Annotated in this window: 14 protein-coding genes; 5 read left to right on the top strand and 9 right to left on the bottom strand. The window is 69.3% G+C overall.

What is annotated here, in order from left to right:
• The first annotated feature begins 34 nt into the window (after positions 1-34).
• The 4 genes from GTO19_RS07890 to GTO19_RS07875 all read left to right on the top strand — a co-directional run bounded on the left by GTO19_RS07890 (position 35) and on the right by GTO19_RS07875 (position 4,269).
• Complete coding sequence (locus tag GTO19_RS07890) at positions 35-1,357, top strand: hypothetical protein (protein WP_291020051.1); 1,323 nt, start codon at positions 35-37, stop codon at positions 1,355-1,357.
• 113 nt (positions 1,358-1,470) lie between these two features.
• Entirely contained in the window at positions 1,471-2,337 is an 867-nt protein-coding gene (gene hpnD / locus GTO19_RS07885) for a presqualene diphosphate synthase HpnD (protein ID WP_291020048.1), read from the top strand.
• Positions 2,334-3,647: a hydroxysqualene dehydroxylase HpnE gene (gene hpnE / locus GTO19_RS07880; protein WP_291020045.1), complete on the top strand. Its 1,314-nt coding sequence runs from the start codon at positions 2,334-2,336 to the stop codon at positions 3,645-3,647. Before hpnD ends, hpnE begins: the two co-directional genes overlap by 4 nt.
• A gap of 160 nt (positions 3,648-3,807) precedes the next feature.
• Positions 3,808-4,269, top strand: a complete 462-nt coding sequence (locus GTO19_RS07875) for an SH3 domain-containing protein (protein WP_291020042.1) — start codon at positions 3,808-3,810, stop codon at positions 4,267-4,269.
• Positions 4,270-4,288: 19 nt separating this feature from the next.
• On the opposite strand, the gene GTO19_RS07870 is transcribed toward GTO19_RS07875, so the two are convergent.
• The 3 genes from GTO19_RS07870 to GTO19_RS07860 are packed head-to-tail and all read right to left on the bottom strand — an operon-like array spanning position 4,289 to position 6,143.
• Entirely contained in the window at positions 4,289-4,720 is a 432-nt protein-coding gene (locus GTO19_RS07870) for a GNAT family N-acetyltransferase (RefSeq protein WP_291020039.1), read from the bottom strand.
• Positions 4,721-4,741: 21 nt separating this feature from the next.
• Positions 4,742-5,392 carry a glutathione S-transferase family protein gene (locus tag GTO19_RS07865; protein ID WP_291020036.1) on the bottom strand — a complete coding sequence of 217 codons (651 nt, stop codon included), beginning with the start codon at positions 5,390-5,392 and terminating at the stop codon, positions 4,742-4,744.
• A gap of 13 nt (positions 5,393-5,405) precedes the next feature.
• Positions 5,406-6,143 (bottom strand): HAD family hydrolase, encoded by a 738-nt coding sequence (locus tag GTO19_RS07860; protein WP_291020033.1) that lies wholly within the window; start codon positions 6,141-6,143, stop codon positions 5,406-5,408.
• 19 nt (positions 6,144-6,162) lie between these two features.
• On the opposite strand from GTO19_RS07860, the gene hemH reads away from it, so the two are divergent.
• Complete coding sequence (hemH, locus tag GTO19_RS07855; RefSeq protein WP_291020030.1) at positions 6,163-7,251, top strand: ferrochelatase; 1,089 nt, start codon at positions 6,163-6,165, stop codon at positions 7,249-7,251.
• Between the two features lie 9 nt (positions 7,252-7,260).
• Here hemH and GTO19_RS07850 read toward each other — a convergent pair whose 3' ends face one another.
• The 6 genes from GTO19_RS07850 to GTO19_RS07825 form a co-directional block, all read right to left on the bottom strand.
• Positions 7,261-8,124, bottom strand: coding sequence for an alpha/beta hydrolase (locus tag GTO19_RS07850; protein WP_291020027.1), 864 nt, complete (start codon positions 8,122-8,124; stop codon positions 7,261-7,263).
• Positions 8,121-9,218 carry a branched-chain amino acid ABC transporter permease gene (locus GTO19_RS07845; protein ID WP_291020025.1) on the bottom strand — a complete coding sequence of 366 codons (1,098 nt, stop codon included), beginning with the start codon at positions 9,216-9,218 and terminating at the stop codon, positions 8,121-8,123. The genes GTO19_RS07850 and GTO19_RS07845 overlap by 4 nt, the downstream gene beginning before the upstream one ends.
• A 140-nt stretch (positions 9,219-9,358) precedes the next feature.
• Positions 9,359-10,336: a branched-chain amino acid ABC transporter permease gene (locus GTO19_RS07840; protein WP_291020141.1), complete on the bottom strand. Its 978-nt coding sequence runs from the start codon at positions 10,334-10,336 to the stop codon at positions 9,359-9,361.
• Between the two features lie 53 nt (positions 10,337-10,389).
• Positions 10,390-11,127 (bottom strand): ABC transporter ATP-binding protein, encoded by a 738-nt coding sequence (locus GTO19_RS07835; protein WP_291020023.1) that lies wholly within the window; start codon positions 11,125-11,127, stop codon positions 10,390-10,392.
• The gene (locus GTO19_RS07830) at positions 11,124-11,885 is read right to left on the bottom strand and encodes an ABC transporter ATP-binding protein (RefSeq protein WP_291020022.1); all 762 of its coding nucleotides are present in this window, start codon (positions 11,883-11,885) and stop codon (positions 11,124-11,126) included. The genes GTO19_RS07835 and GTO19_RS07830 overlap by 4 nt, the downstream gene beginning before the upstream one ends.
• A gap of 34 nt (positions 11,886-11,919) precedes the next feature.
• Entirely contained in the window at positions 11,920-13,116 is a 1,197-nt protein-coding gene (locus GTO19_RS07825; protein WP_291020020.1) for a substrate-binding domain-containing protein, read from the bottom strand.
• Positions 13,117-13,272 lie beyond the last annotated feature (156 nt).

Raw genomic sequence — 13,272 nt, 5'->3', positions numbered from 1 at the left:
GCCCCTGATCTTCTTCTTGATTTCCCTTACCCCCATGTGGCGTCCCAGTACATCCAAAACCATCCCCCCGGAAAGCAAATCGCTCCTCCCTCAAACGCCCCCCCGGAACCCATCGAAGGCCACGAAGGCCACGCCGCTGGGCGAAGTCGAACGCGTACGGCGCAACAACGAGTTCCTGAAAAAGGAACTGCGCGTCGAGGACGCCGACACGCTCGCCCTGGCGTCACAGGCCATGGAGCCGGTGCTCAGCGCGCTGCTCGACCCGGAACGGCCGGTCCTGCACGTGACATGCGAGGGGGACAATCGCTTCTACAGCGTCCTGGAAACGCAGCCCGAGGACCTGGACAGGCTGATGGCGCTGGGCCGATTCCTGCTCGAGCACAAGCAGCGGGCGGCCTTCTACGTGCTGACAACGAGCGTGATGCAGTTGCAGACTCGCCTCGACCACCCGCGCATGGGTGAACTCCTGCAGGTCTGTGGCGAGGCGATCCAACAGAGCGCACAGCCCAACGAATCCATTGTGCGAGCCGTCCGCGCCGTCGCCGTGCGGTGCGCGCAACGCAAGCTGGTGTCGCACGACGTGCTCGCCCTGTTCTTCCCCGGCATGCTGGCCGCTCGCAACAAGCTGCTGAGCGCACTCGGGGCGTCCGAGCAGCAATGCGAGCACGTGCAAGCTCACCTCGAACTGTGCAACGCGCTCGACGACCTGCTGTCCGCCAATCCGCCGCTTCTGGGGGTGTCCACGAACGACACGGGCGGGCAGGACTACGCCGTCCCGCGGGGCTCGGACACCAGCGGGTGCTTCGACCAGGCCATCTGGATCGCCTATCAGCTGCTGGACATGAAGCTGCCGAAGGCCGTCCACCTGTTCGCTGCCTTGAGCTGCGCCGCCATCAACCAGGGGGGCAGGGAAACCGACCTGCTCAAAGGCTTCGTCAAGGCGCTGCGGCAGGCGCCGGCCGGGTTCGCGCCCGAGCTGCTGATGCAATTGAGCCAGCGCGCGTGCGAACTGGCCGCCAGCGGAGCGCTGGACGCCGGGTGCCTGAGCGATTTCGAAGCCGCGGCCCAACACCAGGGCGCGCTCGATTGCCAGGTTCTCCTGTGCCGACGGCGCATCGAATTGGACCTTCATCGCCTGCAACGGCTGAAAGACCCGCAGCAACGCAACCAGCTCGCCAGCCGGCTCATGAGCGAGATCCTGGAAGCCCACGCGCTGATGCACCGGCACGACGCGACGAACCACGACGCCGTCAAGCTCATGGCGAGCCTGCTGGGCATCGGCGTGGAGCACCAGGCCCCGTGGCTGCACGTCGTGAACAACGCCCTCAAGGACTTGACCCAGCCCACACCCCATTGACGCGCCATGAGCGGCGCCGGGCAACGCGCATGCGTACACTCCCTGCACCCCATGAGCTCCGCACGGCCGCCCGAAGGAGCTCGCACCGCAGCGCGCTGCGCGAAGGTCCCACAGTGAGCCCGCAAGACTACGTCCAGCAGAAGGCCGCCGCCTCCGGCAGCAGCTTCTACTACGCCTTCCTCTTCCTGCCGCCCGAGCGGCGCGCCGCCATCACGGCGTTCTACGCCTTCTGCCGCGAGGTGGACGACGTGGTGGACGAGGTGAGCGACGCCGGGGTGGCGCAGACCAAACTGGCCTGGTGGCGCGGCGAGGTGGCGCAGGCCTGGGCGGGCCAGCCCAGCCACCCCGTCACGCAGGCGCTCATGCCGCTGGCCGGTGCCTACGGCATCGAGGCGCGCCACCTGCTGGGCGTCATCGACGGCTGCCAGATGGACCTGGAGCAGAGCCGCTACCTCGACTTCGCCAACCTGCAACGCTACTGCCACCTGGTGGCCGGCCTGGTGGGCGAAGTCGCCGCGCGCATCTTCGGCCAGACGCAGGAGCAGACCACCGCCTACGCCCACCGCATGGGCCTGGCCTTCCAGCTCACCAACATCATCCGCGACGTCGGCGAGGACGCGGTGCGTGGGCGCATCTACCTGCCCATCGACGAGCTGCAACGCTTCGACGTAAAGGCCCACGAGCTGCTGCGCCGCGGCACCGCGCCCGGCACCGACGCGGCCGACTTCGAGCGCCGCTTCACTGCGCTGATGGCCTTCCAGTGCGAACGCGCCCTGACCACCTACGACGAAGCCCTGGCCCTGCTGCCCGACGCCGACCGCCGCAGCCAGAAGCCCGGCCTGATGATGGCCAGCATCTACCGCACGCTGCTGCGCGAGATCGCCGCCGAACCGCTGCTGGTGCTCACCCGCCGCGTGAGCCTGACGCCGCTGCGCAAGTTCTGGCTCGCCTGGAAGGTGCAGGCGCTGGGGCGTTTGTGAACACCGCCCCGAGCGTCGCCATCGTCGGCGGCGGCTGGGCCGGCTGCGCCGCCGCCGTGGCCGCCGCGCAAGGCGGCGCGCGGGTCACGCTGGTCGAGATCACGCACACCCTGGGCGGGCGCGCGCGGCGCGTCGACATCGCCCACCCCGACGGCGCCCCGATGCCGCTGGACAACGGGCAACACATCCTCATCGGCGCCTACACCGCCACGCTGGCCTTCATGCGCGCCGTGGGCGTGGAGCCGCATGAGGCGCTGCTCGCCACGCCGCTGACGCTGCGCTTCGCCGACGGCCAGGGACTGGCCGTGCCGCCCTGGGCGGCGCGCTGGCCCGCGCCGCTGGACGCGCTGGCCGCCATGCTCACGGCGCGCGGCTGGCGGTGGGCCGATCGGCTCGCCCTGCTGCGCCGGTCGCTGCGATGGCGCGCGCGCGGCTTCGCCTGCGCTCCCGCCGACACGGTGGCCCAAGTCTGCGCCGGCCTGCCACCGCGCGTGATGGACGAACTGATCGAGCCGCTGTGCGTGTCGGCCCTGAACCTGCCGGCCGCACAGGCCAGCGGTGCCGTGTTCCTGCGCGTGCTGCGCGACGCGCTGTTCGGGCGCGGTGCGCCCGGCTATGCGCCGTCGGCGCTGCTGCTGCCGCGGCACGACCTGTCGGCCCTGGGCCCCGAGCCGGCCGCGCAATGGCTGCGCGAGCGCGGCCACACCGTTCAACCGGGCCGGCGCATCGAAGGCATCGAACGCCTCGACGACGGCGGCTGGCGCCTCAGCGGCGAGGGCCAGACGGCACGCTTCGACCGCGTGGTCTGGGCCACGCACCCGAGCGCCGCGGCCCAGGCGCTGCGCGAGATCGCCCCCACCTGGGCCCAGGCCGCGGCGGCGCTCGGCCACACCGCCATCACCACGGTCTACGCCCTCGGGCCACGCCACCACCCCCTGGCCGCGCCCATGCTCGCGCTGCGTGGCGGCCCCGCGCAATTCGTGTTCGACCGGGGCCAGCTGCGCGCGGCCGACGCCGGCGTGCTGGCCTTCGTGCTGAGCCACAGCGAGGGCGAACGCGAGGACCTGCAAGCCGCCACACTGGAGCAGGCGCGCGAGCAGCTCGGCCTGACGGGCCTGATCCCGCTGCGCAGCATCACCGAGCGACGCGCCACCTTCGCCTGCACGCCGGGGCTCACGCGCCCCCCGGGCGCGGTGGCGCCGGACCTGTGGGCCGCGGGCGATTTCATCGACGGCCCTTACCCCGCCACCATCGAAGGCGCGGTGCGCAGCGGGCAGGCCGCGGGTCTGGCCGCTGCGCAGCGCCGCTGAAATCGCGTGATTCTTGACGCAGGTCGGCCTCGCGGGCCGCCGCGCCCCTCGGCACACGGCGACGAGGCTGTTAACCTCTGACCTTCGGGGGAACCTGGGCCGCGCGAACGGCTCCCATCCCCTTTCGTTTTTCATGACCCGAGGAAAGGAGCCCATCGCCATGCCGGTCACCACCGTTGCACGATCCCTGTTCCGCGGCCTGTTCGCCCTGAGTCTGGGTGTGGCCGCCATCAGCGCCAATGCCCAGAACATGGTCAGCATCAGCGGCAGCACCGTGAACATGCGCGACGGTCCGGGCCTGAAAAGCACGGTGCTCTGGGAACTGCGGCGCGGCTTTCCGCTGCAGGTGACGGAGCGGCGTGGCGACTGGCTCGCGGTGAAGGACTTCGAAGGCGATACCGGCTGGGTGGCGCGCTCGCTCACCTCCGACGAGCCGTATCACATCGTGACCAGCAAGATCCTCAACGTGCGCAGCGGCCCCGGCACGAACAATGAGGTGGTGACGCAGGCCCAGTACGGCGAGTTGCTCAAGACCCTGGAGAAGCGCGACGACTGGGTGCGCGTGGAGCGCGAGACCGGCGAATCCGGCTGGGTGGCCGAGCGCCTGGTCTGGGGCTGGTGAGCCGCGCGCGGCCGAACGCTCAGTCCTCGCTGAGGTAACCGCGCTCCAGCTGCTGCTGCTGGTTGTCGAAGATGGCCATCGCCGTCTTCATGCGCAGGAAGCCGAACTGGCGGTAGAACGGCTCCTTGCCGGGCACGGCATAGAGAATGATCTTCTTGTGCCCGCGCGAGCGCTCCACCAGGTGCGCCACGATCTGCTTGCCCAGGCCCGTGCCCTGGTGGCCGGGCAGCACGGCGATGTCGCAGATGTAGGAGCAGTCCGCGCCGTCCGCCAGCGCGCGGCCGGCACCCACGAGGCGGCCGTCCTCGAACACGAAGCACTTGAACAGGCTGTTGCCGAACACCGTGCGCAACCGCTCGGGCGGCTTGTCGCCCAGCGGCGCCGCGCGGTAGAGCGCGGACAGCTCGTCCCAGTCGATGCCGTCGGTGCCTTCTCGCCAGTCGAGTGCCATGCCCGCCTCCTTGCGGTGGAATCAGCCGTTCTCGCGCAGCCGCAGGTAAGCCGGGCGCTCCATGCAGCGCCGCAGCCACTCGTGCATCACCGGGTGGGCGCCCAGCAAGGGCCGCGACACCCGCACCCAGTTGAGCACACTGGCCACGCAGAGGTCGGCGATGGTGAAGCGCCCCGCCGCGATCCAGGCATGGCCCGCCGCCCGTTGCTGCTTCAGGTGCGCCTCCAGCACGCGCAGCGGCACCGCCAGGCGCCGCTCGGCCGCCAGGGCCAGCTCGGGCTTGCGGCGCTCCTCGGGCATGGCGTGCAGGTGGGCCAGCACGGTGAGGGCGTCGCGCTCCACCTCGTTGACCACCCAGAACGACCAGCGCAGGGCCTCGGCCTCTTCGCGCGCGTTGGCGGGTGCGATGCCGCGCCCGTCGGGCCGGCCGTGCACGCGCGCCAGGTAAAGCGCGCAGGCCATGCTCTCCCACACCACGACCTCGCCCTCCGGGCGGCGGTCGATCAGCACGGGGATGTGGCCGTTGGGGTTGAGCTCGAGGAACCCCGGCGTGCGCGTGCTGCCGTCCAGGTAAGGCGTGGGCACGTGCTCGAAATCGAGGTCCAGCTCGACGGCCGCCCACAGCGCCCGCACGGCGCGTGAAGCGGGGATGCCGTGGATGGTGAGGCTCATGCGCCGTGCACCCTCAGGCCAGCTGGTTGCACAGCGTCATGAGGTCGGCCACGGTGGTCTGCGGCACCAGCGGTGCGTGGTCCCAGCCGTGGCCCTCTCGGTTGAGCCAGGCCACCTGCAGGCCGGCCACCAGCGCGCCCAGGGCGTCGAGCTGCTGGTCGTCGCCGATGTGCAGCACCTCGCCCGGGCGCACGCCGGCCGCGCTGGCGGCGGCGTGAAAGATGCGCGCGTCGGGCTTGGCCACACCGAACTCGCGCGCGCTGATGGCCGCGCGAAAGTGCTGGCCGAGGCCGATGCGGTGCACGTCCGCGTTGCCGTTGGACAAGGCCACCACCGGGTAGCGGCCAGCCAGCCATTCCAGTGCGGGCAAGGCGTCGTCGAACAGCTCCACGCGCTGGCGTTCGGCGAAGAAGACGTCGAAGGCCTCTTCCGCGAGTTCGGGGTTGTCGCCGCCCTTGATCAGCACGAAACGGATCGATTCGCGCCGCAGCGCGCTCAGGTCGTGCGAGAGGTCGGGTCGCTTGATCTGCAGGAAATGCCGCGCCTCACGCAGCGACTGCGGGTTGGCCGCGAGGATGGCGGCGGCGGGCGCGTGCTCGCGAAACCAGGCGAGCAGCGCGGCCTCGGCGCGTTCGATGGTGGGCCCGATCGGCCAGAGCGTGTCGTCGAGGTCGATGCTGATGGCGCGCACACGCGATGGGTCCAGCGTGGCGGCGCCGGACACGGGGTCCGAGCTCGGTGAGTCTTTCATGCTTGCGAGAGAATAGCGCATGCCCTTCGCCACCGAACCGCCCCACGTCCATGGCCGCACCGAGCGCACGGCGGTGATCTGGTGCAACCTGGGGACGCCCGACGAACCCAGCCCCGCCGCGCTGCGCCGCTACCTCGCCGAATTCCTCGGCGACCCACGCGTGGTCGAGATCCCGCGCCTGCTGTGGTGGCCCATCCTGCACGGCGTGATCCTGCGCGTGCGCCCGGCGAAGTCGGCCGCGAAATACAGAAGCGTGTGGATGCCCGAAGGCTCGCCACTGAAGGTGTGGACCGAGCGGCAGGCCAAGCGCCTGCTGGGTCACCTGGGCGAGCGCGGGCATTCGCTGCTGGTGCGATACGCCATGCGCTATGGCAACCCATCCATCGCCTCGGTGCTGGACGAGCTGAAGGCACAAGGCGCCACGCGCGTGCTGGTGCTGCCGGCCTACCCGCAATACAGCGGCACCACCACAGCCAGTGTGGTCGACGCCGTGAACGCCTGGAGCGCCAGGCAGCGCGCGCTGCCCGAACTGCGCTTCGTCAACCGCTACCACGACGACCCGGGCTACATCGAGGCGCTGGCCCGTTCGGTGCGCGAACACTGGCAAGCCCATGGCCAGGCCGAGCGGCTGGTGATGAGTTTCCACGGCGTGCCCGAGCGCACCTTGCACCTGGGCGACCCGTACCACTGCGAATGCCACAAGACCGGGCGCCTGCTGGCGCAGGCCCTGGGCCTGCCGCCCGATCGCTTCGTCCTCACCTTCCAAAGCCGCTTCGGCAAGGCGAAGTGGCTCGAGCCCTACACCGAGCCCACGCTGGTGAGACTCGCGGGCGATGGCGTGAAGAGCGTGGACCTCATCTGCCCCGGCTTCACCGGCGACTGCATCGAGACGCTGGAGGAGATCGACATGGAGGCGCGCGCGGCCTTCCTGAAGGCCGGCGGCGAGCGCTTCTCGTACATCCCCTGCCTCAACGACCGCGAAGAGTGGATCCGGGCGCTGGGCGACATCACGCTGCGGCACCTGCAGGGCTGGCCCACGGCGCCGGCCGACGAGGCCGGGCGCGCCGCCAGCCGCGAACGCGCGCTGGCCCTGGGCGCCAGGGACTGAGCCGCGCGTTCAGTGCCCCGCCAGGAAACGCTGCACCAGCTCCAATTGGTCCGGCACGTTGAGCGCGGGCGCGTGCCCGCAGCCGGGAATCGTCACCACCAGCGCGCGCGGGCCGCGGTCGCGCATGGCCTCGGCGGTCTCGGCCAGCAGCAGGTCGGAGTCGGCCCCGCGCAGGCACAGCACCGGCACGTCGATGCTGTCGAACACCGGCCACAGATCGTAGTCATGCGGGTGGTGCTCGAACTGCTGCGCCATGGCCGGGTCGTAGTGCGGCGTCACGCGGCCGTCGGGCAGGCGGCGCATGGAGCTTTCGCTGAGCAGGCGCCATTGCTTGTCGGGCAGGTGACCGTAGGGCTTGTAGACCTCGCGGAAGTACTGTTCCAGCTCGCGCATGGTGTCGAAGGCCGAGGGGCTGCCAGCGTAGCTGCGGATGCGCTGCACCGCCGCCGGCGCGAGCTGCGGGCCGATGTCGTTGAGCACGAGGCGCTCGATGCGCCCGCGCAGCGGCCCCGCCGCGCACACCATGCCGATAGCGCCGCCCATGGACGTGCCCACCCAGTGGAAGCGGTCCAGCGCGAGCTGATCGACCAGCGACTTCGCCAGCTTCGAATAGAAGTCGAGGCAGTACTCCGCCTTCGGATCGCGGCTCCACTGCGAGAGACCGCGCCCGATGGTGTCGGGGCAGATCACGCGCCAGCCCTGGGCGCACAGGTGCGCGGCCAGCGGGTCCATGTCGCGCCCGGTGCGCGCCAGACCGTGCCAGGCCACCACCACCGGGCCGCCGGCCTGCGCGGGCACCCAGTCCATGAAGTGGATCTCGCGCTCCTCGCAGGTGATGTAGCGCGAGCGCGGTTCGAGCGCGGCGAAGTTCATGTGGACTCCTTCGTGGCCCTGGCCAGTGCGCGCTCGCGCAGCTTGCCGACGACGCCCGTGGGGAAGTGGTAGACCGAGAGCACGAACAGCAGGCCCAGCCAGAGCAGCCAGCGATCGGGCGTGAGCAGCGCGGGCAGCAGCGGCAGGCCTTCGAACAGGCCGCCGAGCCAGCGCAGCAGGTCCTGCAGGTAGCTCTGCGCCACCAGGAAGACCACGCTGCCGATGATGGCGCCGTAGAGCGTACCCATGCCGCCGATGACGACGATGAGCAGGATGTCCAGCATGATCTCGAAGGACAGCGAGGTGTCCGGCCCGTTGTAGCGCAGCCAGAGCGCGAGCAGGCAGCCCGCCAGCGTGGCGAAGGACGCGGCGATCACGTTCGACAGCGTGCGGTACACCACCACGCGATAGCCCAGGGCCTCGGCGCGGAAGTCGTTCTCGCGAATGGCCTGCAGCACGCGGCCGAAGGGAGAGTTCACGATGCGCAGCATCACCAGGAACATGGCCACCACGCTGGTAAACAGCAGGTAGTAGGTGATGAAGCGGCCGTTGAGCGAGACCGGGCCGAAGGGGCCCTCGAAATCCTCCTCCATCAGCGCGAAGCCGGGCGACAGCAGCTCGGGCAGGCGGAAGGTCAGGCCGTCCTCGCCGCCGGTGATGTCGGACAGCTGCGAGGCCAGTGTGAGAAAGGCCGAGGCCACGGCCAGCGTGATCATGGCGAAGAAGATCGCCCGCACGCGCAGCGAGAACAGGCCGATGAGCAGCGACAGCAGCAACGAGAGCAGCAGCGCACCGACCGCGCCCACCACCAGCGCCCACCAGGTGGGGCCCATGGCATTGGCCGAGATGGCGATGCCGTACGCGCCGATGCCGAAGAACATGGTGTGCGCGAAGCTCACGATGCCGGTGTAGCCCAGCAGCAGGTCGAAGCTGACCACCAGCGCGATGAAGATCAGCACCTTGGCCGCGACGTTGAGCGCCTTCACGCCCGGAAACAGGAAGGGCGCGAAGGCCAGGCCCAGCACCAGCAGCACGAGCAGGATGGCGAGCCAGCGGCTGCGCGGGAGATCATGGGAGAGCAGACGGGACAACATGGTGGATCGAGCCTCTCAGGACCGAAGAACGGGGGCGAGTGCCAGGCCCGCCAGGCGCGGCAGCCGTGGAACCGGCTTTGCCGGGCCACAGGCTGCGCCCCCCTTCAGGGGGGTGACGCCGACGGCGGCGCGGGGGGTGTTCATCTGTTCGCGACGGGGTAGACACCCTGCGGCCGCCACAGCAGGATGGCGACCATGAGCGCGATGTTCGAGAACAGCGCCACCTTGGGCATGAGAAAGCCCGTGTAGTTGGCCATCAGGCCCACCAGCAGCGCGCCCACCAGCGCGCCCAGCGTGGAGCCCAGGCCGCCGATGATGATGACGATGAAGATCAGCACATTGACCTGCGCGCCCATCTGCGGCAGCACGGTCTGCTGGTACAGGCCCCACATCACGCCGCCCAGGCCGGCCAGTGCGCTGCCAGCCACGAACACGCCCACGAACAGGCGCTGGATGCGGTAGCCCAGGGACTCGACCATCTCGCGGTCCTGCACGCCGGCGCGAATGAGCAGGCCGACCTTGGTGCGGTTGAGCGTCCAGACCATGACGGCGAACACCGCGATGCCCACGGCCATGGCCAGCAGGCGGTACTTCTCGATCGACGCATCGCCGATGATGAAACTGCCGCGCAGGGTTTCGGGCAGCGGCAGCGCGAGCTGGCCCGGGCCCCAGATCACCTTGATCAGTTCCTCGCCGATGATCATGCCGCCCATGGTGATGAGGATCTGCTTCAGGTGCTGGCCGTAGACCGGGCGCACGATGAAGCGCTCGAACACCAGGCCGATGGCTCCGGCCACCAGCATGGCCACCAGCATCGCGGGCACCAGGGCCAGCAGGTTGAGCCAGAAGCTGTCGGCGATGGCGTAGGCGTTGAGGCCGCCGAACACACTGACGGCGACGAAGGCGCCCAGCGCGATGAACACGCCGTGGCCGAAGTTGAGCACGTCCATCAGGCCGAACACGAGCGTGAGGCCCGAGGCGATGATGAAGACGATGAGGCCCATGGCCAGGCCGGCCACGGTGAGCGTGAGCCAGGTCGAGCCGCTGCCCACGGCCGGCAGCGCCAGCGCGGCCAGCAACGGCACCAGGGCCACGGGCTTCCAGTCGAAGTCTTTCAGGGCCTGCCAGCGGGCGACGCTGCCGGTGGCGGGGGTGTTGATCACCGAGGTGTTCACTGATGCGCTCCCAGCGAGAGACCGAGCAGGCGCGACTGCAGCGCGACGTCCTCGGCGAGTTCGGCCATCGCGCCGCTGTGCACCACGCGGCCGTCGTCCATCACGGCCACCGTGTCGCCCAACTGGCGCGCGAAGTTGAAGTTCTGCTCGACGAGCAGGAGGGTCGTCTGCGCGGCCTTGAGCTCGCGGAAGGCCGCGATCATGTTCTGGATGATGGCCGGGGCCAGGCCCTTGCTCGGCTCGTCGATGAGCAGCAGCTGGCGCGGCTCGACGATGGCGCGCGAGACCGCGAGCATCTGCTTCTGCCCGCCCGAGAGCTTGCCCGCCGGGTGCAGCCAGAACTTCTTCATCGCGGGGAACATGTCGAAGATCCATTCCAGGCGCTTCGTGTCCACGTCGTCGATGGTGCGAGCGCCACGCGCGGCCAGCAGCATGTTTTCCTTCACGCTCAGGTCCGCGAAGATGCCCATGTTCTCGGGCACGTAGGCCACGCCGCTCTGCGCGATGTCCGGCGTCGCCCTGGCGGTGATGTCCTGGCCCGCGAGCGTGATGCGGCCCTGGCTGGCGTGCCACAGGCCCATGATGGTGCGCAGCGTCGTCGTCTTGCCGGCGCCATTGCGGCCCAGCAGCATGGTGAGCTGGTTGGCGGGCACCTGCAGGTCCACGCCGTGCAGGATGTGGTACGCGCCGATGTGCGTGTGCACGCCATCGAGCTGCAGCAGCGGCGCCGTCATGCCGTGGCCTCCTCTTCCGGGTTCACGCCCAGGTAGGCCTGCTGCACCACGGGCGAGGCAATCACCACGTCGGGTTCGCCGTCGGCCACCAGCTCGCCGTTGTGCAGCACGATGATGCGGTCCGAGAGCTCGCGCACCACGTCCATCTTGTGCTCCACCAGCAGGATGGTCTTGCTTTTGTCGGCCTTGAGGCCCCGGATCAGGTTGAGGATCACCGGCACCTCGTCCACGCTCATGCCGGCGGTGGGCTCGTCGAACATGTAGACCTTGGGGTCCAGGGCCATCAGGATGCCGACCTCCAGCTTGCGCTGGTCGCCGTGCGGCAGGCTGGCCGCGCGCGCCTCGGCCTTGTCGGCCAGGGCCACGGTCTCCAGGATGCGGTCGGCCTGCTCGATCAGGTCCTTGCGGTCGCTCCAGATGCGAAAGAAGTCCATGCCCGCGCCGGCGCGGGCCTGCACCGCCATGCGCACGTTCTCGCGCACGCTCAGTTGCGGAAACAGGTTGGTGAGCTGGAAGGCGCGCCCCAGGCCCGCACGCGTGCGCAGCGGTGCGCTCAGGTTCGTCAGTTCGCGCCCGTCCAGCGTCACCGTACCGGCGCTGGCCTTGATCTGCCCGGAGATCAGGTTGAAGTAGGTCGTCTTGCCCGCACCATTGGGGCCGACGATGGCGGTGAGCGTGCCCGGCGCAAACGCGCAGGAGACAGCGTTCACCGCCACGTGCCCGCCGAAGCGGACCGTGAGGTTCGAGGTTTGCAGCATGGGGGTTCGTGCGCCCGGCGGGCGCACGCCAGGTTCAGCGCTTGTTGCGGATCGGGATGTTCATGTCCGACGGCTTGATCTCTCGAACAAGCTCGGGCACGCCCCAGGCGAAGGCCGGGTCGGCCTTGATCCGGAAGTGGTACATGCTCTGCATGGCCTGGTGGTCTTCCTTGCGGAAGGTCATGGTGCCCTTGGGCGTGTCGAAGCTCATGCCCTCCATGGTCTGGATGAGCTTGTTGGTGTTGGTGTCGCCGTTGGTTTTCTTGAGCGCGGTCACCACGGCCATCGCGGCGCTGAAGCCACCGGCCGTGAAGAAGTCCGGCGGCTGCTTGAACTGGCGGTAGTGCTCCGACACCATGGCCTCGTTGATCGGGTTCTTGGGAATGCCGAAGTAGTAGTACAGCGCGCCCTCCATGCCCGGGAACTGCTTGTAGGCGACCATGGCCGGCAGGATGTTGCCGCCCGTGGCGAGCTTGATGCCGTAGCGCTTGTCCAGCTCCATCTCGGCGATCTTGGCGAAGGGCGTGGGTGCGCCCGACCACACGACCGAAATGAACTTGTTGCCGGGCTGGTCCTTGAGTTTGTCGACCAGGCGCAGCAGGCCGGCGGTGAAGTCCGTCGTGCCCACGGGCAGGTACTCCTCGTGGACGATCTTGGCCTTGGTGGTGAAGTCCTTGGCGGCCTTTACCGCGTCGCGGCCGAAGGCGTTGTCGTTGGCGAGCACGCCGATCACGTTGTTGGGAGCGTCCAGCGCCACGGCGTTCGCGGCGGCGTCCTGGCTGCTGTTGCGGCCGGTGCGGAAGATGTACTTGTTCCACTTGTCGCCGGTGATGGAGTCGGCCACGGCGGGCTCCACCAGCAGGATCTTGCGGTACTCCTCGGCCACGGGGAGCATGGCCAGGGCCACCGGGGAGGCGGTGGGGCCGATGGCGAGGTCGACCTTGTCGTCGGCGTAGGCCGCGGCCAGCAGGCTCTTGCCCACGTCGGGCTTGCCCTGATCGTCCTTCTCGATCACCACGATCTTCTTGCCCGCGACCGTCATGGTGCCGCCCGTGGCGTAGTTCAGGCCCATCATCAGGCCCGTGTGGGTCTGCTTGGCGTAGGCCTCCAGCGGGCCGGTCTTGCTGTGGATGTGGGCGATGCGGATCTCACCCTTGTTGGCTTGGGCAAAACCCAGGGTGGCCGTGCAGGCCAGGGCGATCACCGCCAGGCGGCGGGTGGTGTCGAACATGCTTGTCTCCTGATGGTTGCTGGCACAGCGCGTGGCGCCGTGCCACAGTGGTGCACATGCCGTGCCAGCTTGACAAGCCGTTGATCTGAAACGGTTTTCCTTTCCGGCGGGGGGCTATATGTCTGAATTTCAGACGCGCCCAAGCGATCCGACTGC

It is taken from the genome of Hydrogenophaga sp. (genome assembly GCF_011772445.1).
GTDB lineage: Bacteria > Pseudomonadota > Gammaproteobacteria > Burkholderiales > Burkholderiaceae_C > Hydrogenophaga.
The sequence above is the reverse complement of the archived record's forward strand: the minus strand, read 5'-3'. Positions and strand labels throughout refer to the sequence as shown.